This is a genomic window from Aminobacter sp. UC22_36 (assembly GCF_044056035.1).
Taxonomy (GTDB): domain Bacteria; phylum Pseudomonadota; class Alphaproteobacteria; order Rhizobiales; family Rhizobiaceae; genus Aminobacter.
In genome coordinates this window covers 2,378,988-2,402,133 of record NZ_CP171996.1, presented here as the reverse complement: position 1 = coordinate 2,402,133, position 23,146 = coordinate 2,378,988, and the positions used below count along the sequence as shown (strand labels likewise).

Sequence of the window (23,146 nt, the reverse complement as noted above, 5' to 3'; positions counted from 1 at the left end):
CACCTGCTCAATCGCGGCGGCGTCCCGCCTCCTCCAGGCATCGGGATGGCCCGGTGCCTCACTGTTTTCTGGTTGGGAATGCCAGCGGCAAAAAAACACCCAACAGGCGCTCAAATCAGAGCGCGCCGATCCACATCGCCATGGTGACGAGGAAGGTGCTCATGCAGACCATCGAAATGACATCTTGTACCAGCTCGGTCATCTGTTGCTCCTGTTTTTAATATGTTCTCAATTTGTTCTATTTCTGTTCGAATGTCAACGCGAGGCATTGCATTCGGGCGCAGGCACCCGCCGCAAGCGATTCGAGAGTAAATGAAGCATTTATGCGAGCGCAAAACGGCCGCCGCCCGTTAACAAACAGGCGTCAGCTGTGAGAGGCAATCAGATTTGAAAATGGCACCGCTGCGCACGGCCGCAATGCAAGGCAGGCGCGGTTCCGCCCCATCGTGCCGCTAGCGCAGCGGCACGATCTTGCCTTCGGCCAGCGTGACGCGGCGATCCATGCGCCCTGCAAGCTCGTGGTTGTGGGTGGCGATCAGGGCTGCCAGGCCGGATTGGCGCACCAGCGCTGAAAGCGCGTCAAAGACATAACTCGCCGTTACCGGATCGAGATTGCCCGTCGGTTCGTCGGCCAGCAGCACCAGCGGCGCATTGGCCACCGCACGCGCAATCGCCACGCGCTGTTGCTCGCCGCCGGAGAGCTCAGAGGGACGGTGCTGGGCGCGTTTGCCGATCTTCATGTAGTCGAGCAGTTGTGCCGCACGCTCGCTCGCCTGCTTGGGGCTCAGGCCCTTCACCAGTTGCGGCATCATCACATTCTCCAGCGCGGAGAATTCGGGCAGCAGGTGATGGAACTGATAGACGAAACCGACGTCGTTGCGGCGGATGGCAGTGCGCTCGTCGTCCGACAGCCGCCCGCAGGCGCGGCCGTTCAAAAAGACATCGCCGGCGTCCGGGCGCTCGAGCAGGCCGGCGGTGTGCAGCAGCGTCGACTTGCCGGCGCCAGATGGCGCCGCCAGAGCAACCATCTCACCTGCCTTGAGCGCAAAATTGGCGTCGTTGAGGATCGTCAGCTTGCGCGATCCCTGCTCATAGTGGCGTTCGACACCCTTGAGCTCGATGACATGCTCGATGCCCATCATTCATACCTCAGGGCTTCGACCGGATCGAGCGCGGCCGCCCGCCATGCCGGAAACAACGTCGCCAGGAACGACAGCACCAGCGCCATCAGCACGACCGAGACGGTCTCGCTGACATCCATCTTGGCTGGCAGCTGGGACAGGAAATAGAGCTCGGGATTGAACAGCACAGTGCCCGACAACCACGAGAAGAACTGCCTGATGCGCTCGACATTGAGGCAGATCACCACGCCGAGCAGAACGCCAGCGAGCGTCCCGGTCATGCCGATGGCAGCGCCCGTCATCAGGAAGATGCGCATGACAGCGCCACGCGTCGCTCCCATCGTGCGCAGGATCGCGATGTCGTGGCCCTTGTCCTTCACCAGCATGATCAGGCCGGAAATGATGTTGAGTGCGGCCACCAGCACGATCAGCGTCAGGATCATGAACATGACGTTGCGCTGGACCTGCAGGGCCGAGAAGAAGGTCTGGTTGCGCTGGCGCCAGTCGGTCAGGAAGATCGGCCGCTGCGCCGCCTCCTCCACCTTTGGCTTGATCGCTTCGACATCGTCGGGATTATCGAGATAAACCTCAAGGCTCTGCGCCTTGCCTTCCGAATTGAAATAGAGCTGCGCCTCGTTGAGCGGCATGAAGACGATCGAGCTGTCATACTCGGACATGCCGACCTCGAAGATCGCCGTCACCGGATAACCTTTCTGGCGTGCTGTCGTGCCAAGCGAGCTGACATCGCCGTCAGGCGACGTCAGCGCAATGGTGTCACCCGGCGCCAGGCCGAGATTCTCCGCCATGCGGCTGCCGATTGCGACACCGCCGGCCGTATCGAACTCGGCGATGGAACCCTGCTTGATGTTGTTGGCAAGCAGCGTGAGCTTGCCAAGATCCTCGCCCCTGATACCGCGCACCAGTGCGCCGGAGCCGGCGCCGACATTGCCCTGGGCCAGCACCTGACCTTCGATCAGCGGGATCGCGTATTTGACGCCTGAGACACCGTTGATCCGCTTGGCAAGCTCGGCATAGTCCTCCAGCGGCAGATCGACCGGCGTGACGATGAGATGGCCGTTGATGCCAAGGATCCGCGACAGCAACTCCGCTCGGAAACCGTTCAGCACCGCCATCACGACGATCAGCGTGGCAACGCCCAGCATGATGCCGAGGAAGGAGATCGAGGCGATCACCGAGATCATCGTTTCGTTGCGGCGCGAGCGCAGGTAGCGCCACGCCACCATGCGCTCGAACACCGAGAAAGGCCCTGCGCCTGCCGGCTTGGCTGCTGCCGTCTGGCTCATGCGGCAACGCCCAGGCGCTGGAGGGCGCTGGGCAGTGCCATCGTTTCACCCTCGCCGCTCTTGCGGTTCTTGATCTCGACATCGCCGGCGGCAACACCGCGCGGTCCGATGATGACCTGCCAGGGCAGGAAACAGCGCAACAAACGCATCGACTGGTCCAAGAATGAGGAAGGCCGCGCCTGACACGGCGCACAGCGGCTTCAATGCAAAGGATTCATAGCCATTTCATGGCGGAATGGAAATCAGCGCGCCCGTGGCAAGAGCGCGGGGTGCCCGGTTATGCCGGAACTCCACAGCGCGTATTCCCCCGTCGGGCCGCGAACCGCGACCTGCAATAAACTGCAGAAGATGTGAAGCGAATAGCGGCTCGCCCCTAAAACACCGTTGATGGAAGAAAGGCAGCCCTACAGCGGCACGATCTTGCCTCCGGCCAGCGTGACGCGGCGATCCATGCGCCCTGCAAGCTCGTGGTTGTGGGTGGCGATCAGCGCTGCCAGGCCGGATTGGCGCACCAGCGCTGAAAGCGCGTCAAAGACATAACTCGCCGTTACCGGATCGAGGTTACCCGTCGGTTCGTCGGCCAGGAGCACCAACGGCGCATTGGCCACCGCACGCGCAATCGCGACGCGCTGTTGCTCGCCGCCGGAAAGCTCCGAGGGACGGTGCTGGGCGCGTTTACCGATCTTCATGTAGTCGAGCAGTTGCTCGGCACGCTCGCTCGCCTGGGCCGGTGTGAGCCCCTTCACCAATTGCGGCATCATCACATTCTCCAAGGCGGAGAACTCGGGCAGCAGGTGATGGAACTGGTAGACGAAACCGACGTCGTTGCGGCGGATGGCGGTGCGCTCGTCGTCCGACAACCGCCCGCAGGCGCGGCCGTTCAAAAAGACATCGCCGGCGTCCGGGCGCTCGAGCAGGCCGGCGGTGTGCAGCAGCGTCGACTTGCCGGCGCCAGACGGCGCCACCAGAGCCACCATCTCACCTGCCTTGAGCGCAAAATTGGCGTCGTTGAGGATCGTCAGCTTGCGCGACCCCTGCTCATAGTGGCGTTCGACACCCTTGAGCTCGATAACGGTTTCGATGCCCATCATTCATACCTCAGCGCTTCGACCGGATCGAGCGCTGCCGCCCGCCACGCCGGAAACAGCGTTGCCAGGAACGACAGCACCAGCGCCATCAGCACCACCGAGACGGTTTCACCGACATCCATCTTGGCCGGCAGCTGGGACAGGAAATAGAGCTCGGGGTTGAACAGCACCGTGCCCGACAGCCAGGAGAAGAACTGCCTGATGCGCTCGACATTGAGGCAGATCACCACGCCGAGCAGAACGCCGGCGATGGTGCCGGTCATGCCGATGGCAGCGCCCGTCATCAGGAAGATGCGCATGACAGCGCCACGCGTCGCTCCCATCGTGCGCAGGATCGCGATGTCGTGGCCTTTGTCCTTCACCAGCATGATCAGGCCGGAAATGATGTTGAGTGCGGCCACCAGCACGATCAGCGTCAAGATCATGAACATGACGTTGCGTTCGACTTGCAGGGCCGAGAAGAAGGTCTGGTTGCGCTGGCGCCAGTCGGTCAGGAAGATCGGCCGTTGCGCCGCCTCCTCCACCTTGGTCTTCAGGGCATCGACGTCATCAGGATTGTCGACATAGATCTCGATCGACCCGACCTTGCCTTCCGAATTGAAATAGAGCTGCGCCTCGTTGAGCGGCATGAAGACGATCGAACTGTCATATTCCGACATGCCGACTTCGAAGATGCCCGTAACCGGATAGGCTTTCGCACGCGGCGTGGTGCCCATCGGCGTGATGTCGCCGTCGGGCGAAATCAGCCGGATGGAATCGCCCAGCACCAGACCCATGTTTTCGGCCATGCGCTTGCCGATGACGACGCCCTCGCCGGTGTCGAACCCGACGATGGAACCCTGCTTGATGTTGTTGGCGACCAGCGTCACCTTGCCGAGGTCGCTGCCCCTGATACCGCGCACCAGCGCGCCGGCGCCCGCGCCGACATTGCCCTGGGCCAGCACCTGACCCTCGACCAGCGGGATCGCGTATTTGACCCCTGCTACACCGTTGATGCGGTCGGCAACGGCAACATAGTCCTCAAGCGGCGTGTCGGTCGCGGTCACGACAAGGTGGCCGTTGACGCCGAGGATGCGGGTCAGAAGCTCGGCGCGAAAACCGTTCATGACAGCCATCACCACAATCAGCGTGGCAACGCCCAGCATGATGCCGAGGAAAGAGATCGAAGCGATGACGGAAATCACCGTCTCCTTGCGCTTCGAACGCAGGTAGCGCCACGCCACCATGCGCTCGAACACCGAGAAAGGGCCTGCGCCCGCCGGTTTCGCCGCCACCACTTGGTTCATGCCTTGGCGCCCAGTTTGGCCAGTGCCTGCGCCACCGGCAGCGTCTCGCGCTCGCCGGTCTTGCGGTTCTTGATCTCGACCTCGCCGGCCGCAGCACCGCGCGGGCCAACGATCACCTGCCAGGGCAGGCCAATCAGGTCGGCGGTGGCGAACTTGCCGCCGGCGCGCTGGTCGGTGTCGTCATAGAGCACATCCTTGCCGGCTGCTTCGAACGCCTTGTAGAGCTCGTCGCAGATACGGTCGCACTCGCCGTCGCCAACCTTCATGTTGATCAGGCCGATATCGAACGGCGCCACGGCTTCCGGCCAGATGATGCCGTTCTCGTCATGGCTCGCCTCGATGATGGCGGCGATCAGGCGGCTCGGGCCAATGCCGTAGGAGCCCATCGACACGAAATGCTCCTTGCCGTCGGGGCCCATCACCTTGGCGCCCATCGGCTTGGAATACTTCTCGCCGAAGTGGAAAATGTGGCCGACCTCGATGCCGCGCGCCGACACCTTGTCAGCTTCGGGCACTGCGGCCCAGGCAGCCTCGTCGTGCATTTCTTCGGTCGCCGCGTAAGGCGTCGTCCACTGCTTGACGATGCCCTCGATCTCGCCGTCATTGGCAAAGTCAGTCGCAGCACCCGGCACCGGCAGGCCGAGATAGTCGCGATGGCAGAACACCTGGCTTTCGCCGGTTTCAGCCAAGATGATGAATTCGTGGCTCAGGTCGCCACCGATCGGGCCGGTGTCGGCACGCATCGGGATCGCCTGCAGGCCCATCCGCGTGAAGGTGCGCAGGTACGACACGAACATCCTGTTGTAGGCAGCCTTGGCGCCCTCGAAGTCGAGGTCGAAGGAATAGGCATCCTTCATCAGGAACTCGCGGGAACGCATGACGCCGAAGCGCGGGCGCACCTCGTCGCGGAACTTCCACTGGATGTGGTAGAGGTTGAGCGGCAGGTCCTTGTACGACTTGACGTAGGAACGGAAAATTTCCGTGACCATTTCCTCATTGGTCGGGCCGAACAGCATGTCGCGTTCGTGCCGGTCCTTGATGCGCAACATCTCCTTGCCGTAGTCGTCATAGCGGCCGCTTTCACGCCACAGGTCGGCCGACTGGATGGTCGGCATCAGGATTTCGAGCGCGCCGGCCCGGTCCTGCTCTTCGCGCACGATGCGGCAGATCTTGTCGAGCACGCGCTTGCCCAGCGGCAACCACGAGAAGCTGCCCGCCGCCTGCTGCCTGATCATGCCCGCACGCAGCATCAGCCGGTGCGAAATGATGTCGGCCTCACGGGGATTTTCTTTGAGAATGGGCAGGAAATAGCGCGACAGACGCATCGAATGTTCCATGAAAACGATGATGCCGGAATCGGCACGAGAAAGAGGCTTGCTTGAACGGGCTTCATAGCCATTTCAAGGCGGAATGAAAACCCGCGCGCCTGCTTTCGCGGCAGCGTCAGAATGCCCTGACAGGTTGATCGGTTTGACCTGCCAAACAATTGTGCATTGCAGCACAGGATTGCCCGCTCAGAAGCAAAATTCCGCGTGACAATTCATTTCCGCTTGGTCTAATGTGCCCCGATAACCGAGAGGGCGGAGAAAAATTCGCTCTCCTACGCGGTCAAAGTCTTGGGAGGATGCGATCTAGGCGCGATAACTCGCTGCCGCCGGCAACGGAAAGCAGATCGGACGCGTTTAAATTGCAAGGCTTCGTGCCTTGCATTTTTTTTGGCCAAACATCAGCTTATGGCGCTTCGCTAAGAAGCGACACTAACTACGTTCTTAGCCTGGGGCCCCAGCCTGGGGAATGCGTCAATTGATCTCGGGAATGAACTGCGGGAAGTCGTCGAAGCTGTAGCCCAGCCCCTTGGTGACGAAATAGAACGCCCCGATCACCACGGCCGTCACCAGCGTCGTCCACAACATGGCGCGCAGCATATGCGGCCCCCGCGGCGCGCTCGCCTCGGTGCCGAGCGTCACATTGTGGTCTTCGTCCTGGGTCTTGAGGCCAAAGGGCAGGATGGCAAACAAGGTCAGCCACCAGAAGACGAAATACATCGCGGCGAGTGAAACCCAGGTCATGCCTGCTCCAGTTCTACCAGTGTGCCCTGGAAGTCCTTGGGGTGGAGAAACAGCACCGGCTTGCCATGCGCCCCGATCTTCGGATTGCCGTCGCCGAGCACGCGGGCGCCCGTCGCCTTGAGGTGGTCGCGGGCGGCCAGAATGTCGTCGACCTCGTAGCAGACGTGGTGCATGCCACCCGACGGGCTCTTGGCGAGGAACGCCGTAATCGGCGAGCCCTCACCCAGCGGCTCGAGCAGTTCGATCTTGGTGTTGCCGACATCGATGAACACCACGGTCACGCCATGCTCGGGCAGCGCCTGCGGTTCGGTGACCCTGGCGCCGAGCGTGTCGCGATAGACAGCGCTCGCCGCTGCCAGATCCGGTACGGCAATCGCCACGTGGTTGAGACGTCCGAGCATCGTCAGTCCTGTCTTCAGCGGGTGACGAACACCGTCACCAGCGGTTTCTTGCCCCAGGCTTCGTTGGCAGCACCTCGCACGGCGCGACGCACGGCTTCCTGCACCAGGTCGAGGTCTTTTCGGCGCGCGCGGGGTATCGAGTCTACAGCGCCGATTGCCGCATCGAGCATCAATTCATCAAGATCCTCGCCGCTGGCGTCGGTTTCGGCGACACCGATGGCCACCAGATCGGGGTCGCCGGCGAGTTCGTACTTGTCGTCAAGCACGACATTGACGGCAACATGGCCGGCAAATGACAGCTTGCGTCGGTCGCGGATACCCATCGCCTCGTCGGAGCCGATCAGCTTGCCGTCCTTGTAGACGCGGCCGAACGGCACCTGGTCGATGATTTCGGCAGCCCCCGGCCACAGCCGAAGCATGTCGCCGTCACGGATCTGCGCCACTTCGGGAATGCCCGACATCGACATCAAAGAACCCTGGCCGACAAGGTGAGCGGCCTCGCCATGCACCGGCACGCCGATGCGCGGGCGAACCCATTCATACATGCGCTTGAGTTCGCTGCGGCGCGGGTGACCCGAAACGTGGACCAGCGCGTCGCCGTCCTCGATGATCTTGATGCCCTGGTCGATGAGCTGGTTCTTGATCTCGAGGATCGCCTTCTCATTGCCGGGAATGGTGCGCGAGGAAAACACCACGGTGTCGCCGGGCGACAGCGCCACCGACTTCATCTCGTCACGCGCCAGCTTGGCGAGCGCCGCACGCGGCTCGCCCTGGCTGCCCGTGCAGATGACGACGAGGTTTTCGCGCGGAATGTAGCCGTAGTCCTCCTCGGAGACGAATTCTGGCAGCCCGTCCATGTAGCCGAGTTCACTCGACACATCGATGACGCGCTTGAGCGACCGGCCCATCACCAGGACCTGGCGCCCGGCGTCGCGCGCGGCTTCGGCGATCGAGCGGATACGACCGACATTGGACGAGAAGGTGGTGACGGCAACGCGGCCCTTGGCTTCTTCGATGACCTTGCGCAGTCCCTGCCCGACCTGCTGCTCGGACGGCGAGTCGCCTTCGCGCAACGCGTTGGTCGAATCGCAGACCAGTGCCAGCACGCCCTTGTCGCCATAGGCGCGGAAACGCGCCTCGTCGATCATCGGGCCGATCTCCGGCGCCGGGTCGATCTTCCAGTCGCCGGTGTGGATCACCGTGCCGGCAGGGCTGGTGATCGCCAGCGAAACCGGCTCGGGGATCGAGTGGCTGACCGCGATCGCCTCGATCTCGAACGGACCGACGGTGAACTTCTCGCCGGCACGATAGATGGTCACCGGGATCTTCGGCGCGCCCTGCTCCGACTGGCGCTTGGCTTCCAGCAGGCCAGCGGCGAACGGCGTCATCCACACCGGCGCCTTGAGCTTCGGCCAGGTGTCGTGCAGCGCACCGTAGTGATCCTCGTGCGCATGCGTGATGATGATGCCGCGGAGGTTCTTCAGTTCCTCCTCGATGAAACGCGTGTCGGGCAGCACAAGGTCGACGCCGGGCAGCGTCGCATCGGGGAAAGTCACGCCGACATCGATGATGATCCACTCGCGCGCATTCGCCGGGCCGAAACCATAGAGAGCGAAGTTCATGCCGATCTCGCCGACACCGCCTAGCGGTACGAATACGAGCTCAGCGTTTTCCGCTTTCGCCATACCAGAAATCCTTTCAGGCCTGTCAGGCCGCGCCGGCCGAAGCGACCGCGCCAAAATGCACGTCGCCAGCGGCGATCTTTACCGTTTCACCTTTTGCGTCACGGATCACAAAGCGGCAATCCTCGTCGATGGTCTCGAAGACGCCGCGCACCACATTTCCTTCGATCCGCACGGCGACTTCGCTGCCGAGGCCAGCGGCACGCGCAAGCCAGCGCTTGCGGATCGATGCCAGTCCCCGCCCCCCAGCCCAGATGTGTTCGTTCTCGCTCCAGGCATCGGAAAGCGCCAGAAACAACGTCTCGGCATCGGCGCCGGCACCAAGACTGGCAAGCGAGGTTGCGGGATAAGGCACGTCGGTCGGATGCGCCACGACATTGACGCCGATGCCAATTGCAATCGCCAGGCGTCCTTGCCCGAGCAATGTCGATTCAAGCAGGATGCCGGCAAGCTTGGCACCCGAGGCCAGAACGTCGTTCGGCCATTTCAGCTCAAAACGCTTGACGCCCTGCCCGCTGCCGCCATCGACGCCAACCGAAAACCGGGCATTGGGCGCAACAGCATCGAGTGCATCGGCAAGCGCCAGCCCGGCAACGAAGCCGAGCGTCGCCGCATATTGCAGATCGTGGTCGAGCACCTTGAGCAGGGTCGCGGCGAGATTGCCTTCCGGCGTCGCCCAGGCGCGACCACGTCGGCCACGCCCGCTTTCCTGTTTCTTCGACACGACCCAGAGCTTGCCCGGGTCGCCGGCCAATGCCCGCTCCAGCGCCAGCGCGTTGGTCGACCCTACCGCGTCATGGGCTTCGAGGCGGAAACCGTCGGTACGTGCGGTCGGTGCGAGTTGGAATCCCATACCGTCAGAAGAAGGTCTTGGCAGCAGCTTCCGCCATCTGCCCGATCGGGCCGCCAATCAGCACGTAAAACAGCACGAACGCGCCAGACAGGCCAAGCACGAGGCGAAGTTCGCCCGCCATCGGCTGGAAGCCGCCGACCGGTTCGTCGAACCACATGATCTTGATGATGCGCAGATAGTAGAAGGCGCCTACCACCGAGGCCAGGACACCAATGATCGCGAGCGCGTAGAGATTGGCGTTGATCGCCGCGAGGAAGACGTACCATTTCCCCCAGAAGCCGGCGAGCGGCGGAATGCCGGCCAGCGAGAACATCAGGATGGTCAGGATCGTCGCCATGACAGGATTGGTCGAGGACAGGCCAGCGAGATCGGAGATCTGCTCGACATTGCCGTCCTTGCGGCGCATCGCCAGGATGAAGGCGAAGGTACCTAGCGTCATCACCAGGTAGATCAGCATGTAGATGACCACGCCGCGCACGCCGGCTTCGCTGTTGGCGGCGAGGCCGACAAGCGCGTAGCCCATGTGACCGATCGACGAATAAGCCATCAGGCGCTTGATGTTCCTCTGGCCGATCGCGGCAAAGGCGCCGAGCACCATCGAGGCGATCGAGATGAAGACGATGATCTGCTGCCAATCGGAACCGATCGGCTCGAACGCGCCCATGGTGACGCGCACGATCAGCGCCATCGCCGCCATCTTGGGGGCTGCGGCGAAGAACGCCGTCACCGGAGTCGGCGCGCCTTCATAGACGTCGGGCGTCCACATGTGGAACGGCACCGCCGAGATCTTGAAGCACAGGCCGGCAAGCACGAATACCAAGCCGAAGACCAGTCCAAGCTGACGCTCGCCGCCGGCAAGGGCTGTGGCAATCGCATCGAACGAGGTGTGGCCGGTGTAGCCGTAAACGAGGCTGATACCGTAGAGCAGCATGCCCGACGACAATGCGCCCAAGACGAAATACTTCAGGCCCGCTTCGGTCGAACGCACGTTGTCGCGGTTGATCGCAGCGATCACGTAGAGCGCCAGCGACTGCAGCTCGAGGCCGAGATAAAGCGCCAGCATGTCATTGGCCGAGATCATCAGCAGCATGCCGAGCGTCGCCAGCAAGACCAACACCGGGAATTCGAACTTGTCGAACTTCTCGGCCTTGGCGAAACCGACCGACATGATCAGCGTCACAACAGCGCCGAGCAGCGTCAGAAGCTTCATGAAGCGCGCGAACGGATCGGAGATGAAGGCCGTGCCGTAGCCCGCACCGTCATGGCCGAACACCAGCATCCAGGCGCCGGCTGCCATCAGCAGCGCGACGGCGAGGCCAGTCACGGTCGAGTTGGCGCGCTCGCCGGAGAAGACACCGACCATCAGCAGCGCCAGCGCGCCGACGGCGATGATCAGCTCCGGCATGGAGAGCGAGAGGCTCGAAAGGAGTTCGGGCGTCATGGTTCGCAAAACCCCTGTCAGTTCGCCGCCGCGGTCTGCGCGGCGTCGATCGATACGGTTACGTTGTTGATCAGCGCCTTGACCGAAGCGGTCGTGGCGTCGAACACCGGCGCCGGATAGACGCCGTAGAAGATGACCAGGATGACCAGCGGATAGAGCACCACCTTCTCCCGGCCCGACAGGTCGAACAGACCCTTCAGGCTTTCCTTGGTCAGTGCGCCGAACACGACACGGCGGTAGAGCCACAGCGCATAGGCCGCCGACAGGATCACGCCGGTCGCGGCGATCAGCGCCACCCAAGTGTTGACCTGGAAGATACCAAACAGCGTCAGGAACTCGCCGACGAAGCCGCTGGTGCCGGGCAAACCGACATTGGCCATGGTGAAGATCAGGAAGGCCACCGCGTATTTCGGCATGTTGTTGACCAGGCCGCCATAGGCCGCGATCTCGCGGGTATGCATGCGGTCGTAGACGACGCCGACACACAGGAACAGCGCACCCGAGACGAGACCGTGGCTGAGCATCTGGAAGATCGCACCCTGCACGCCAGCCTCGTTCATCGCGAAGATGCCCATGGTGACGTAGCCCATGTGGGCGACCGACGAATAAGCGATCAGCTTCTTGATGTCTTCCTGCATCAGCGCCACCAGCGAGGTGTAGACGATGGCGATGACCGAAAGGGCAAAGACCATCGGCGCGAAGAACTCGGAAGCCAGCGGGAACATCGGCAGCGAGAAGCGCAGGAAGCCGTAACCGCCCATCTTCAGCAGGATGCCCGCCAGGATGACCGAACCGGCCGTCGGCGCCTCGACGTGCGCATCCGGCAACCAGGTGTGCACCGGCCACATCGGCATCTTCACCGCAAACGAGGCGAAGAAGGCGAGCCATAGCCATGTCTGCATGTTGGCCGGGAAGTCATGCGCCAGGAGCGTCGGGATATCGGTCGTACCGGCCTGCCAGAACATCGCCATGACAGCGAGCAGCATCAGCACCGAGCCGAGCAGCGTGAACAGGAAGAACTTAAAGCTGGCATAGACGCGGCGTTTGCCGCCCCACACACCGATGATGATGAACATCGGGATCAGGCCGGCTTCGAAGAAGACGTAGAACAGCACGATATCCAGCGCGCAGAACACGCCGATCATCAGCGTTTCCAGGATCAGGAACGCGATCATGTATTCCTTGACGCGCTTTTCCACCGACTCCCAGCTTGCCAGGATGCACAGCGGCATCAGGAAGGTGGTCAGGATGACGAACAGCATCGAAATGCCGTCCACGCCCATGTGGTAGGAAATGCCGGAGTCGAGCCAGGCTGCTTTCTCGACAAACTGGAAGCCAGCTTCCGCATTGTCGAAATAGATCCAGATCAGCAGCGACACCGCGAAGGTGAACACCGTCGTCAAAAGCGCGACATTGCGGATATTGCGGCGCGCGGCGTCACCGTCGTCCCTGATCAGAAGGATCAGGAACGCGCCGACCAGCGGCAAAAAGGTGACCAGCGACAGAATGGGAACGCCAGACATCAGAAGGAGCTCCCGAGCATCATCCAGGTAACGAGGGCCGCCACGCCGATCAGCATGGCGAAGGCATAGTGGTAGAGGTAACCGGTCTGCAGCTTGACGACGCGATTGGTGACGTCGACGACGCGAGCCGAGATACCGTCGGCGCCGAAGCCGTCGATCAGCCAACCGTCACCTTGCTTCCACAGGAAGCGGCCGAGCCACTTGGCCGGGCGGACGAACAGGAAGTCATACAGCTCGTCGAAGTACCACTTGTTGAGCAGGAAGGCGTAGAGCCCGCGATGGCGCTCGGCCAGGATCTTCGGCATCTCTGGCGAGCGGATGTAGAACAGGTAGGCCATAGCGAAACCGCCAAGCATCGCGGCGAACGGCGCAAGCTTCACCCACATCGGCACACTGTGGAAGTCGTGCAGGATGTGGTTGGTCTCAAGCGTGAACAGCGCGCCCTTCCAGAACTCGTTATAGGCCTCGCCGATGAACTGGTCGTGGAACAGGACGCCGGCAAACAGCGCGCCGACAGCAAGCACCATCAGCGGCACCAGCATCACCGGCGGCGATTCATGCACGTGGTGCATGACATCGGCGGTGGCGCGTGGCTTGCCGTGGAAGGTCATGAAAATAAGGCGCCACGAGTAGAAGCTGGTGAAGCAGGCGGCGATGACAAGCATCGCGAAGGCAAAGCCCGCGACAGCGTTGTGGCCGACGAATGCGCCTTCGATGATGGCGTCCTTGGAGAAGAAGCCGGCCGTACCGATGATCGTCGCCGGGATGCCGACGCCGGTCAGCGCCAGCGTGCCGATGACCATCATCCAGTAGGTGGTCGGGATCAGCTTGCGCAGGCCGCCCATCTTGCGCATGTCCTGCTCGTCGGAAACGGCGTGGATCACCGAACCCGAGCCGAGGAACAGCAGCGCCTTGAAGAAGGCGTGCGTGAACAGGTGGAAGATCGCCGCCGAGTAGAAGCCCATGCCGAGTGCGACGAACATGTAGCCGAGTTGCGAGCAGGTCGAATAGGCGATGACGCGCTTGATGTCGTTCTGCACCAGGCCGACGGTCGCGGCGAAGATCGCCGTGATGGCGCCGATGAAGGTCACCACGGTCAAGGCCGAATGCGACAACTCGAACACCGGTGACATGCGGGCCAGCATGAACACGCCGGCGGTGACCATGGTCGCCGCGTGGATCAGCGCCGACACAGGCGTCGGGCCTTCCATGGCGTCCGGCAGCCAGGTGTGCAGCGGCACCTGCGCCGACTTGCCCATCGCGCCCATGAACAGCAGCAGGCACACGATCGTCAGCGCATTGTGCTTGTCGAGCGCATAACCGAGGAAGTTCAGCACGGTATCGCCGTGCTCGGCGGCACCTTCAGCCGGCAGGTAGGAAGCGGCACCGGCAAATATGGTGCTGAATTCGACCGAGCCGAACAGCACGAACAAGCCGAAGATGCCGAGCAGGAAACCGAAGTCGCCAACGCGGTTGACGACGAAAGCCTTGATCGCGGCGGCGTTGGCCGACGGCTTCTTGTACCAGAATCCGATCAGCAGATAGGACGCGAGGCCCACCCCTTCCCAGCCGAAGAACATCTGGACGAGGTTGTCCGACGTCACCAGCATCAGCATTGCGAAGGTGAACAGCGACAGATAGGCGAAGAAGCGCGGCCGATGCGGATCGTGGTGCATGTAGCCGATCGAGTAGATGTGAACCAGCGCCGACACCGTGTTGACCACGACCAACATGACCACCGTCAGCGTGTCGATGCGCAGGGCCCAATCGGCCTGTATGCCACCGACGTCGAGGAAACGCAGCACCGGCACGGTGAACACTTCGACGTGGCCAAGCCCGACGGTCACGAAGGCAACCCAGGAAAGAGCGGCCGACACCACCAACAGGCCCGAGGTGATGTATTCGGAAGCTTTCGCTCCGATCGAACGGCCGAACAGGCCGGCGATCAGGAAGCCGAGAAGCGGAAGGAAGACGATTAGCTGATACATTTTTGTCCCGTCAGCCCTTCATCATGTTCACGTCTTCGACCGCGATGGAGCCGCGGTTGCGGAAGAATACGACCAGAATGGCAAGCCCGATTGCCGCTTCAGCAGCAGCGACCGTAAGCACGAACAGCGCAAACACCTGGCCGACGAGATCGCCGAGCTGGGCCGAGAACGCCACGAAATTGATATTGACCGCGAGCAGGATCAGCTCGACCGACATCAGGATGACGATGACGTTCTTGCGGTTCAGAAAGATGCCGAACACGCCGAGCGTGAACAGGACCGCCGAAAGCGTCAGATAGTGCGCGATGCCGACAACCATGGTCAGATTCCCTTGCCTGTCTCGACCTTCTTGATCTCGATCGCGGTCGCCGGGGTACGGGCGACCTGGGCCGAGATGTCCTGGCGCTTGACGTTCGGCTTGTGGCGCAACGTCAAGACGATGGCGCCGATCATGGCGACCAGCAGCACAAGGCCAGCGATCTGGAAGAAGTAGATGTAGTCTGTGTAGAGAATGTCGCCGAGTGCTGCCGTGTTGTGGCGCGTGGCGATATCGGGCGTGGGCTGGGCTACGGCCGTGGCGAGCTTCGGGGTGAAGGCATAGCCACCGGTCACCACGATCAGCTCGGCGGCGAGGATCAGGCCGACAAGCGCGCCGATCGGCGCATATTGCAGGGCGCCCGACTTCAGTTCGGCAAAGTCGACGTCGAGCATCATGACGACGAACAGGAACAGCACCGCCACCGCACCGACATAAACGACGAGCAGGATCATCGCCAGGAACTCGGCACCGGTCAAAAGGAACAGGCCCGCTGCGTTGAAGAACGTCAGGATCAGGTAGAGCACCGAGTGAACCGGGTTGCGCGCCGAAATGACCATGAAGGCCGACGCCACCGCGATGAAGGCGAAGAGGTAGAAAAATACCGCTTCAAGTCCGTTGAGCATGGGTTCCCCCGGTTTTCCTTTCGGACAGTGCGCTTGTGCGCCCTGCCCTGTTCACGTCCTTGCTCCGCCTCCGGTGCAGGTCGCGCGTTCCTTAGACGAGCCGACTTGGCCCGTCCATTGTTCAAGCCTCAGCGATAAGGCGAATCCATCGCGATGTTGCGCGCGATCTCGCGCTCCCACCGGTCGCCATTCGCAAGCAGCTTGTCCTTATCGTAGTACAGCTCCTCGCGCGTTTCCGTCGCGAATTCGAAGTTCGGGCCCTCGACGATGGCGTCGACCGGGCAGGCTTCCTGGCAAAAGCCGCAATAGATGCACTTCACCATGTCGATGTCGTAGCGCACCGTCCGGCGGGTGCCGTCGTTGCGGCGCGGGCCGGCCTCGATGGTGATGGCCTGCGCCGGGCAGATCGCCTCGCACAGCTTGCAGGCGATGCAGCGTTCCTCGCCATTGGGATAACGGCGAAGCGCATGCTCGCCGCGGAAGCGCGGGCTGACCGGACCCTTTTCATGCGGATAGTTCAGCGTCGCCTTGGGCGCGAAGAACTGGCGCATCGACAGGAAGAAGGCGCCGACGAAGTCCTGCAAAAGCAGCGATTTGGCGGCTTGGGCGAGAGCGGACATCAGGCGGCTCCGGTAAGCTTGAGTACGGCGGCGGTGATGACGACCATCGCCAGCGAGATCGGCAGGAACACCTTCCAGCCCAGACGCATCAGCTGATCGTAGCGGTAGCGCGGCACGAAGGACTTCACCATGGCGAACATGAAGAACACCATGCAGACCTTGAGCACGAACCAGATCACGCCGGGCACCCAGGTGAAGGGCGCGAAGTCGAACGGCGGCAGCCATCCGCCGAGGAACAGGATCGTCGTCAGCGCGCACATCAGAACGATGGCGACATACTCGCCGAGGAAGAACAGCAGGAACGGCGTCGACGAGTATTCGATCATGTGACCGGCGACGAGCTCCGACTCGGCTTCGACCAGGTCGAAGGGCGGACGGTTGGTCTCGGCCAGCGCCGAAATAAAGAAGATCACGAACATCGGGAACAGGACCAGCCAGTTCCAGTCGAGGAAGGTGTTGGGCAGGCCAAGGCGCGTGCCGATGCCATCGCCCTGCGACAGCACGATGTCGGTGAGGTTGAGCGAGCCGACGGTGAGCAGCACGCAAACGATGACGAAGCCGATCGAGACTTCGTAGGACACCATCTGGGCCGCCGAACGCAGCGCGCCGAGAAACGGATACTTCGAGTTCGAAGCCCAGCCGCCCATGATCACGCCATAGACCTCGAGCGAGGAGATGGCGAAGACATAGAGGATGCCGACATTGACGTTGGCGATCGCCCAGCCTTCGCTGACCGGGATCACCGCCCATGCCGAGATCGCCAGCACCGCCGAAACGACAGGGGCAAGCAGGAACACGCCCTTGTTGGAGCCCGACGGGATGATCGGTTCCTTGAAGACGAACTTCAAAAGATCGGCGAATGCCTGCAGCAGGCCCCAGGGGCCGACGACGTTCGGACCACGGCGCAGCTGCACCGCTGCCCAGATCTTGCGGTCGGCGTACAGGATGTAGGCAACGAAGATCAGCAGAACGACGATCAGAACGACCGACTTCAGCAGGATGATCAACGCCGGCAGGACGTAGAAGGAGAAAAAGGTATCCATGACAGCCTTTACTCCGCCGCCTGCTTGAAGCCGTTTTTGGCCAGTGCCGAACACTCGGCCATCACCGCCGACGCACGTGCGATCGGGTTGGTGAGATAGAAGTCCTTCACCACGGAGGTGAAAGCACCCTTGTTCAGCCGGCCGCCGAGCTTGGCGACCTTGGCGATGTCGTCATTGTCGCCGGAGTCGATCTCGTCGATGCGGGCGAGATGCGGGAACTCCTGATAGAGCCTGGCGCGCAGCTGAGGCAGCGAATCGAAGGGCAGCTTGTGGCCGAGCACGTCGGACAGCGCCCTGAGGATCGCCCAGTCTTCCTTGGCCTCGCCCGGCGCAAAGCCGGCGCGGCTGGTCTGCTGCACGCGGCCTTCGGTGTTGACGTAGGTGCCCGACTTCTCGGTGTAGGCGGCAGCCGGCAGGATGACATCGGCGCGGTGCGCGCCGGTATCGCCATGCGTGCCGACATAAACCACGAACGCGTTCGCGGCCTTGGCCAGGTCGAGTTCGTCAGCACCGAGCAGGAACAGCACGTCGGTGTCGCCGAGCATGCCGGCAACGTTCTTGCCGCCCTCGCCCGGCACGAAGCCGACGTCGAGGCCGCCAACGCGGGCAGCTGCGGTGTGCAGCACGGCAAAACCGTTCCAGTCCGGGCGGCTTGCCTTGACTGATGTCGCAAGCTTGGCTGCCTGGCCGAGCACGGCCGCACCGTCGGAGCGCGCGATCGCGCCCTGGCCGACGATAATCAGCGGATGCGAAGCCTTCTTGAGCACCTGGAAGAACTTGCCATTACCTTCGGCCAGGTCCTTGAGCGTGTCCGGACCCGAGCCGAGCTGCTCGTAGTCGTAGCGGGTGTCGCCGATCTCGCCGATGACGGCGACCGGCACATTGCCCGAGCGCCAGTGCTTGCGGATGCGGGCGTTGAGCACCGAAGCCTCAAAGCGCGGGTTGGCGCCGATGATCAGGATGGCGTCGGCCTGTTCGATGCCTTCGATGGTCGGGTTGAAGATGTAGCTGGCGCGGCCGAGCGAAGGATCGAGTGCTGCACCATCCTGGCGGCAATCGATGTTGTTCGAGCCGAGCGAGGAGATCAGCTGCTTGAGCGCATACATTTCCTCGACGGTGGCGAGATCGCCGGCGATCGCGCCGATGCGCTCGCCCGAAGTCTTGGCGACGGCATCCTTGATCGCCGCAAACGCTTCCGGCCAGGTCGCGGGCAACAGCTTGCCACCCTTGCGGACGTAAGGCCGATCGAGGCGCTGCGTGCGCAGGCCGTCCCAGATGAAGCGGGTCTTGTCGGAGATCCACTCTTCGTTCACCTGCTCGTTGATGCGCGGCATGATGCGCATCACTTCGCGGCCACGCGTGTCGACGCGGATCGCCGAACCGACAGCGTCCATCACGTCGATGGATTCGGTCTTGGTCAGCTCCCACGGACGCGCCTGGAAGGCATAGGGCTTGGAGGTCAAGGCACCGACCGGGCACAGGTCAATGACGTTGCCCTGCAACTCGGAGGTCATCGCCTGCTCGAGATAGGTGGTGATCTCGGCATCCTCGCCGCGGCCGATCAGGCCAAGCTCGGAAATACCGGCCACTTCGGTGGTGAAGCGGACGCAGCGCGTGCAGTGGATGCAGCGCGTCATGATCGTCTTGACCAGCGGGCCGATGTTCTTGTCTTCGACCGCGCGCTTGTTTTCATTGTAGCGCGAACCGTCGAGGCCGAAGGCCATCGCCTGGTCCTGCAGGTCGCATTCGCCGCCCTGATCGCAGATTGGGCAATCGAGCGGATGATTGATGAGCAGGAATTCCATCACGCCTTCACGGGCCTTCTTGACCATCGGCGTGTTGGTGAAGATCTCGGGCGTCTCGCCGTTCGGGCCGGGACGCAGGTCGCGCACGCCCATGGCACATGACGCCGCCGGCTTGGGCGGTCCGCCCTTCACCTCGACAAGGCACATGCGGCAGTTGCCGGCGATCGACAGCCGCTCATGGAAGCAGAAGCGCGGCACTTCCGCGCCTGCCTCTTCCGCAGCCTGCAGCAGCGTATAGTGGTCGGGTACCGAAATCTCTTTCCCGTCGACCTTAAGCTTTGCCATTTCGCCTCAAATCCCGCGGATGATCCGCATTCCGTCCTGCAAGGGGCGCGGCCTGCGCTGCGCCCCGAAATCCACAATTCACGCGGCGGTCTTGCCGCCAGCAAGCGTCGCCGCCTGCCCTATCCAGTCGTCGCGGCCGATCCGGCCCTTGAAGCCGAGATAGTCGTCCGCCCAGGCCACCTCTTCCGCCGTCCAGCCAGCGATCTGGCCGTAGGTCCAGATGCCGAGGCCGTTCAGCACCTGCTCCAGCTTCGGGCCTATGCCCGAAATGGCCTTGAGATCGTCAGGCGTTTCCGGCTTCTCGATTGACGCCGGCTGCCTGAAGTCCTCCGGTTGAAGCCCGACCGGAGCTTCTTCTACAACAGCCTCGACAACGACCGCTTCGACCGCAGCAGCAGCCACCGGCTCTGCTTCGGTCTTCTCCAGCTTGCGCGCCAGGCTCTTTACCTCGGCGATCAGCGAAGCTGTCTCCGCGTCCGGGCGCCTGGCAGTTGTCCCAGCCGTCTTGACGTGCGCCGCACCGGTGAAATCGCCAAAGTCCGGCGAAAACAGACGCTGCGCGGCTTCCGATGCGCCTGATACGGCCCCCATCCAAACGCCCATGGCGTGACTGGCGAGACCGACACCAAGCGCTGAAACAGCAACGAAACCTGCGGCTGGATGCACCATGAGGTTCGCCGTGCCGGCAAACTCCTTGGGCAAAATCGCCACGAAGTCCCTGTTCATCTGCTCCAAGCGTTCCATTTCAGGCACTGCACTTTCGGGAATGGGAAATGTCGACATTGATAGCTCCTTGTCGCCTTCGCCGTTCGCCTCTGCCTCGTCGTTTCCTATTTCGGACCTTTGGTCCGCACTTTCTGACTTAAACCCTTACTCCGCCGCCACCAGCACCGGCTCGGCACGATGCGAATTGCGCGAAAACTCGTCGATGCGCCGCTCGATTTCCGGGCGGAAGTTACGGATCAGGCCCTGGATCGGCCATGCGGCCGCATCGCCCAGAGCGCAGATCGTGTGGCCTTCGACCTGCTTGGTGACGTCGAGCAGCATGTCGATCTCGCGCTTGTGCGCTTCGCCACGCACCAGGCGCTCCATGACCCGCCACATCCAGCCGGTGCCTTCGCGGCACGGCGTGCACTGGCCGCAGCTCTCATGCTTGAAGAAATAGCTGAGCCGCGCGATCGCCTTCACGATATCGGTCGACTTGTCCATGACGATCACGGCAGCCGTGCCGAAGGACGACTTGCGCTCACGCAGACCGTCGAAATCCATCGGGCAGTCGATGATGTCCTCGGCCTTGACCAACGGGCACGACGCGCCGCCGGGGATGACCGCCAGCAGATTGTCCCAGCCGCCGCGGATACCGCCGCCGTGCTTTTCGACCAGCTCGCGGAAGCTGATGCCCATGGCCTCTTCGACCGTGCAGGGCGTGTTCACATGGCCGACAAGCATGAACAGCTTGGTGCCGACATTGTTCGGGCGGCCGATGCCGGAGAACCAGGCCGCGCCACGGCGCAGGATGGTCGGCGCGACAGCGATCGACTCGACGTTGTTGACCGTCGTCGGGCAGCCATAGAGGCCGACATTGGCCGGGAACGGCGGCTTGAGGCGCGGCTGCCCCTTCTTGCCCTCAAGGCTTTCGAGCAGCGCGGTCTCTTCGCCGCAGATATAGGCGCCGGCGCCGTGATGGACGTAGATGTCGAAGTCGTAGCCGTTCTTGTTGTTCTTGCCGATCAGCTTGGCGTCATAAGCCTCGTCGATGGCGCGCTGCAGCGCTTCGCGCTCGCGGATGAACTCGCCGCGCACATAGATGTAGGCGGCAACGGCGCCCATCGCGAAACCGGCGAGCAGGCAGCCCTCGACCAGCGTGTGCGGGTCATGGCGCAGGATGTCGCGATCCTTGCAGGTGCCCGGCTCGGATTCGTCGGCATTGATGACGAGATAGGACGGACGGCCGTCGGCGTTCTGCTTGGGCATGAACGACCATTTGAGACCGGTCGGGAAGCCAGCGCCGCCACGGCCCCGCAGGCCCGACGCCTTCATCTCGTTGATGATCCACTCGCGGCCCTTTTCGATCAGGCCGGCGGTGCCGTCCCAATGGCCACGCGACATCGCCCCGGCCAGCGACTGGTCGAAGCGGCCGTAGATGTTGGTAAAGATGCGGTCCTTGTCTTCAAGCATGTTCTTGCTCCTCAGACCGGCTTCTTGCCGAAGACGCGGATGTATTCGGCCACACCACCCTTGGCGAGCGCCTTGGCCTGCTTGACCCAGTCGTCACGCTCGATGCGACCCTTGAAATTCAAGTAACCGTCGACCCACTCGCGCTCGGCCTTCTTCCACGACGCAACCTGGCCGAAGGTGAAGATTCCGAGATCGTGCAACGTGCCCTCGATCTTCGGGCCGACGCCCGAGATCAGCTTGAGGTCGTCGACGGCAGCCGGCTTGGCGATGCCAGCCGGGCGGTTTTTGTCTTCCAGCGAAGGCTTGGCCACAGCAGCAGCCTTGGGAGCCGCAACGCTTGCAGCCTTCTCGGCAGCGGGCGCTGCCTTGACTGTCGAAGGCGACTTCACCGCCGGGCTGGTCTCGATCGCGTCGGTCTTGGGCTTGGCGGCATTGGACGGCGGCACGACGGCCCCAACGGAAGCTGCCTTGGCAGCCTTGGAAGCCGCCTTGGCCTCCTTGTCGCGGGTCGTCTTGAGAACGCCCTTCTCTTCCTTGAGCGAGGTGAAACCGGTCAGCGGCGCGGAGAAGACGCGACCGGTCTGCGGGCCGGTCTTGACCTGCGCGCCCTTACCGGCCTCGAACTGGTCGATGATCTCGGCGAGACGTTCTGGCGTCAGGTCTTCATAGGTGTCCTTGAAGATCATGACCATCGGTGCGTTGACGCAAGCGCCAAGGCACTCGACCTCTTCCCACGACAGCGTGCCCGCCTCGTTGGTGTGGAACTGGTCGTGATGGATCTTCGAACGGCAGACATCCATCAGCTCTTCCGAGCCGCGCAGCATGCATGGTGTCGTGCCGCAGACCTGGATATGGGCGCGCGTGCCGACCGGCTTGAGCTGGAACTGGGTGTAGAAGGTCGCGACTTCGAGGGCGCGGATATAGGGCATATCAAGCATGTCGGCGACATGCTCGATCGCAGCCTTGGTCACCCAGCCGTCCTGCTCCTGCGCGAGCATGAGCAGCGGGATGACGGCCGACTGTTCGCGGCCCTTGGGGTACTTCTTGATCCAGGTCTTGGCCTGCGCGGTCATCGCCTTGTTGAAGGCGAATGACGCTGGCTGGACGCTGGCTTCTGCGAGACGGCGGACTGACATGATATTCGCTTTACTTGTCTCTTAGTTTCTTGAGCTATCCGCGCGGTAACACCGCTCGGGCTGCGCCAAAATACACACAAACTCTTCCTTGCCGAGAGCAAGGCGAACATAGCTTTCGTAGCGATCGCCGAGCCAGCGCACCATCTCGGCGCGAGGACGGGGCATACCCGGCACCTGGGCGACGAACTCCTCCGCCATCAAGGAAACCCGAGATGTCTCCATCCGGTCAACGCCGAAAGACCTCTCAACCAACAACTCGCCATTGGCAATCGGGCGAAAACCATCAGCGAGCAGCGCCTTCGACGACACAACGGATGAAGACGCGAGATCGCCTGCGGAGGCCGCACAGGGCGCCAGCATCGACATGAGCGCTGTGGTCAA

General features: G+C 62.5%; 21 protein-coding genes and 1 pseudogene. All 22 read right to left on the bottom strand.

Annotation, left to right across the window (positions count from 1 at the left end; translation table 11 throughout):
* Positions 1-452: 452 nt before the first annotated feature.
* The 22 genes and pseudogenes from ACHMW7_RS14935 to ACHMW7_RS14830 all read right to left on the bottom strand — a co-directional run bounded on the left by ACHMW7_RS14935 (position 453) and on the right by ACHMW7_RS14830 (position 23,146).
* Positions 453-1,139: an ABC transporter ATP-binding protein gene (locus ACHMW7_RS14935; protein WP_395451332.1), complete on the bottom strand. Its 687-nt coding sequence runs from the start codon at positions 1,137-1,139 to the stop codon at positions 453-455.
* Positions 1,139-2,425 carry a lipoprotein-releasing ABC transporter permease subunit gene (locus ACHMW7_RS14930; RefSeq protein ID WP_395450965.1) on the bottom strand — a complete coding sequence of 429 codons (1,287 nt, stop codon included), beginning with the start codon at positions 2,423-2,425 and terminating at the stop codon, positions 1,139-1,141. The genes ACHMW7_RS14935 and ACHMW7_RS14930 overlap by 1 nt, the downstream gene beginning before the upstream one ends.
* A pseudogene (locus ACHMW7_RS14925) lies at positions 2,422-2,553 on the bottom strand (His/Gly/Thr/Pro-type tRNA ligase C-terminal domain-containing protein); the annotation flags it as partial. The gene ACHMW7_RS14930 and the pseudogene ACHMW7_RS14925, both read right to left, overlap by 4 nt.
* A 276-nt stretch (positions 2,554-2,829) precedes the next feature.
* The gene (locus ACHMW7_RS14920; RefSeq protein WP_395451331.1) at positions 2,830-3,513 is read right to left on the bottom strand and encodes an ABC transporter ATP-binding protein; all 684 of its coding nucleotides are present in this window, start codon (positions 3,511-3,513) and stop codon (positions 2,830-2,832) included.
* Positions 3,513-4,799, bottom strand: a complete 1,287-nt coding sequence (locus tag ACHMW7_RS14915; RefSeq protein ID WP_395450964.1) for a lipoprotein-releasing ABC transporter permease subunit — start codon at positions 4,797-4,799, stop codon at positions 3,513-3,515. The genes ACHMW7_RS14920 and ACHMW7_RS14915 overlap by 1 nt, the downstream gene beginning before the upstream one ends.
* On the bottom strand, positions 4,796-6,124 hold the full coding sequence (gene proS / locus ACHMW7_RS14910) for a proline--tRNA ligase (protein ID WP_395450963.1): 1,329 nt from the start codon (positions 6,122-6,124) through the stop codon (positions 4,796-4,798). Before proS ends, ACHMW7_RS14915 begins: the two co-directional genes overlap by 4 nt.
* 474 nt (positions 6,125-6,598) lie before the next feature.
* Complete coding sequence (locus ACHMW7_RS14905; protein ID WP_395450962.1) at positions 6,599-6,868, bottom strand: DUF1467 family protein; 270 nt, start codon at positions 6,866-6,868, stop codon at positions 6,599-6,601.
* The gene (mce, locus tag ACHMW7_RS14900) at positions 6,865-7,269 is read right to left on the bottom strand and encodes a methylmalonyl-CoA epimerase (protein ID WP_395450961.1); all 405 of its coding nucleotides are present in this window, start codon (positions 7,267-7,269) and stop codon (positions 6,865-6,867) included. Before mce ends, ACHMW7_RS14905 begins: the two co-directional genes overlap by 4 nt.
* 14 nt (positions 7,270-7,283) lie before the next feature.
* Positions 7,284-8,954: a ribonuclease J gene (locus ACHMW7_RS14895; RefSeq protein WP_395450960.1), complete on the bottom strand. Its 1,671-nt coding sequence runs from the start codon at positions 8,952-8,954 to the stop codon at positions 7,284-7,286.
* Positions 8,955-8,976: 22 nt separating this feature from the next.
* Positions 8,977-9,804, bottom strand: a complete 828-nt coding sequence (locus ACHMW7_RS14890) for a biotin--[acetyl-CoA-carboxylase] ligase (protein WP_395450959.1) — start codon at positions 9,802-9,804, stop codon at positions 8,977-8,979.
* A 4-nt stretch (positions 9,805-9,808) separates the two neighbouring features.
* Complete coding sequence (nuoN, locus tag ACHMW7_RS14885) at positions 9,809-11,245, bottom strand: NADH-quinone oxidoreductase subunit NuoN (RefSeq protein WP_395450958.1); 1,437 nt, start codon at positions 11,243-11,245, stop codon at positions 9,809-9,811.
* 17 nt (positions 11,246-11,262) lie between these two features.
* Positions 11,263-12,768 carry an NADH-quinone oxidoreductase subunit M gene (locus tag ACHMW7_RS14880; protein WP_395450957.1) on the bottom strand — a complete coding sequence of 502 codons (1,506 nt, stop codon included), beginning with the start codon at positions 12,766-12,768 and terminating at the stop codon, positions 11,263-11,265.
* Positions 12,768-14,756, bottom strand: a complete 1,989-nt coding sequence (gene nuoL / locus ACHMW7_RS14875; protein ID WP_395450956.1) for an NADH-quinone oxidoreductase subunit L — start codon at positions 14,754-14,756, stop codon at positions 12,768-12,770. The genes ACHMW7_RS14880 and nuoL overlap by 1 nt, the downstream gene beginning before the upstream one ends.
* A 10-nt stretch (positions 14,757-14,766) precedes the next feature.
* Positions 14,767-15,075, bottom strand: a complete 309-nt coding sequence (gene nuoK, locus ACHMW7_RS14870; RefSeq protein ID WP_067960754.1) for an NADH-quinone oxidoreductase subunit NuoK — start codon at positions 15,073-15,075, stop codon at positions 14,767-14,769.
* 2 nt (positions 15,076-15,077) lie between these two features.
* Positions 15,078-15,698 (bottom strand): NADH-quinone oxidoreductase subunit J, encoded by a 621-nt coding sequence (locus tag ACHMW7_RS14865; RefSeq protein WP_214388936.1) that lies wholly within the window; start codon positions 15,696-15,698, stop codon positions 15,078-15,080.
* A gap of 128 nt (positions 15,699-15,826) precedes the next feature.
* Positions 15,827-16,318, bottom strand: a complete 492-nt coding sequence (nuoI, locus tag ACHMW7_RS14860) for an NADH-quinone oxidoreductase subunit NuoI (RefSeq protein ID WP_055970601.1) — start codon at positions 16,316-16,318, stop codon at positions 15,827-15,829.
* The gene (nuoH, locus tag ACHMW7_RS14855; RefSeq protein ID WP_067960748.1) at positions 16,318-17,361 is read right to left on the bottom strand and encodes an NADH-quinone oxidoreductase subunit NuoH; all 1,044 of its coding nucleotides are present in this window, start codon (positions 17,359-17,361) and stop codon (positions 16,318-16,320) included. Before nuoH ends, nuoI begins: the two co-directional genes overlap by 1 nt.
* Positions 17,362-17,369: 8 nt before the next feature.
* Positions 17,370-19,451, bottom strand: coding sequence for an NADH-quinone oxidoreductase subunit NuoG (gene nuoG / locus ACHMW7_RS14850; protein WP_395450955.1), 2,082 nt, complete (start codon positions 19,449-19,451; stop codon positions 17,370-17,372).
* Positions 19,452-19,529: 78 nt separating this feature from the next.
* Positions 19,530-20,234 carry an NADH-ubiquinone dehydrogenase gene (locus ACHMW7_RS14845; RefSeq protein WP_395450954.1) on the bottom strand — a complete coding sequence of 235 codons (705 nt, stop codon included), beginning with the start codon at positions 20,232-20,234 and terminating at the stop codon, positions 19,530-19,532.
* Between the two features lie 87 nt (positions 20,235-20,321).
* Positions 20,322-21,629 carry an NADH-quinone oxidoreductase subunit NuoF gene (nuoF, locus tag ACHMW7_RS14840; protein WP_395450953.1) on the bottom strand — a complete coding sequence of 436 codons (1,308 nt, stop codon included), beginning with the start codon at positions 21,627-21,629 and terminating at the stop codon, positions 20,322-20,324.
* An 11-nt stretch (positions 21,630-21,640) separates the two neighbouring features.
* The gene (locus ACHMW7_RS14835; RefSeq protein WP_395450952.1) at positions 21,641-22,765 is read right to left on the bottom strand and encodes an NADH-quinone oxidoreductase subunit E; all 1,125 of its coding nucleotides are present in this window, start codon (positions 22,763-22,765) and stop codon (positions 21,641-21,643) included.
* 21 nt (positions 22,766-22,786) lie between these two features.
* Positions 22,787-23,146, bottom strand: coding sequence for a hypothetical protein (locus ACHMW7_RS14830; protein ID WP_395450951.1), 360 nt, complete (start codon positions 23,144-23,146; stop codon positions 22,787-22,789).

What these genes read in the sequence shown, in the direction of transcription:
- ACHMW7_RS14845 (WP_395450954.1), bottom strand. Translation starts at nt 20,234, where the DNA reads ATGTCGACATTTCCCATTCCCGAAAGTGCAGTGCCTGAAATGGAACGC.
- ACHMW7_RS14905 (WP_395450962.1), bottom strand. Translation starts at nt 6,868, where the DNA reads ATGACCTGGGTTTCACTCGCCGCGATGTATTTCGTCTTCTGGTGGCTG.
- proS (WP_395450963.1), bottom strand. Translation starts at nt 6,124, where the DNA reads ATGCGTCTGTCGCGCTATTTCCTGCCCATTCTCAAAGAAAATCCCCGT.
- ACHMW7_RS14835 (WP_395450952.1), bottom strand. Translation starts at nt 22,765, where the DNA reads ATGTCAGTCCGCCGTCTCGCAGAAGCCAGCGTCCAGCCAGCGTCATTC.
- ACHMW7_RS14935 (WP_395451332.1), bottom strand. Translation starts at nt 1,139, where the DNA reads ATGGGCATCGAGCATGTCATCGAGCTCAAGGGTGTCGAACGCCACTAT.
- nuoL (WP_395450956.1), bottom strand. Translation starts at nt 14,756, where the DNA reads ATGTATCAGCTAATCGTCTTCCTTCCGCTTCTCGGCTTCCTGATCGCC.
- nuoH (WP_067960748.1), bottom strand. Translation starts at nt 17,361, where the DNA reads ATGGATACCTTTTTCTCCTTCTACGTCCTGCCGGCGTTGATCATCCTG.
- nuoF (WP_395450953.1), bottom strand. Translation starts at nt 21,629, where the DNA reads ATGCTTGAAGACAAGGACCGCATCTTTACCAACATCTACGGCCGCTTC.
- ACHMW7_RS14895 (WP_395450960.1), bottom strand. Translation starts at nt 8,954, where the DNA reads ATGGCGAAAGCGGAAAACGCTGAGCTCGTATTCGTACCGCTAGGCGGT.
- nuoN (WP_395450958.1), bottom strand. Translation starts at nt 11,245, where the DNA reads ATGACGCCCGAACTCCTTTCGAGCCTCTCGCTCTCCATGCCGGAGCTG.
- ACHMW7_RS14920 (WP_395451331.1), bottom strand. Translation starts at nt 3,513, where the DNA reads ATGGGCATCGAAACCGTTATCGAGCTCAAGGGTGTCGAACGCCACTAT.
- nuoK (WP_067960754.1), bottom strand. Translation starts at nt 15,075, where the DNA reads ATGGTTGTCGGCATCGCGCACTATCTGACGCTTTCGGCGGTCCTGTTC.
- nuoI (WP_055970601.1), bottom strand. Translation starts at nt 16,318, where the DNA reads ATGTCCGCTCTCGCCCAAGCCGCCAAATCGCTGCTTTTGCAGGACTTC.
- ACHMW7_RS14880 (WP_395450957.1), bottom strand. Translation starts at nt 12,768, where the DNA reads ATGTCTGGCGTTCCCATTCTGTCGCTGGTCACCTTTTTGCCGCTGGTC.
- ACHMW7_RS14915 (WP_395450964.1), bottom strand. Translation starts at nt 4,799, where the DNA reads ATGAACCAAGTGGTGGCGGCGAAACCGGCGGGCGCAGGCCCTTTCTCG.
- ACHMW7_RS14930 (WP_395450965.1), bottom strand. Translation starts at nt 2,425, where the DNA reads ATGAGCCAGACGGCAGCAGCCAAGCCGGCAGGCGCAGGGCCTTTCTCG.
- nuoG (WP_395450955.1), bottom strand. Translation starts at nt 19,451, where the DNA reads ATGGCAAAGCTTAAGGTCGACGGGAAAGAGATTTCGGTACCCGACCAC.
- mce (WP_395450961.1), bottom strand. Translation starts at nt 7,269, where the DNA reads ATGCTCGGACGTCTCAACCACGTGGCGATTGCCGTACCGGATCTGGCA.
- ACHMW7_RS14865 (WP_214388936.1), bottom strand. Translation starts at nt 15,698, where the DNA reads ATGCTCAACGGACTTGAAGCGGTATTTTTCTACCTCTTCGCCTTCATC.
- ACHMW7_RS14890 (WP_395450959.1), bottom strand. Translation starts at nt 9,804, where the DNA reads ATGGGATTCCAACTCGCACCGACCGCACGTACCGACGGTTTCCGCCTC.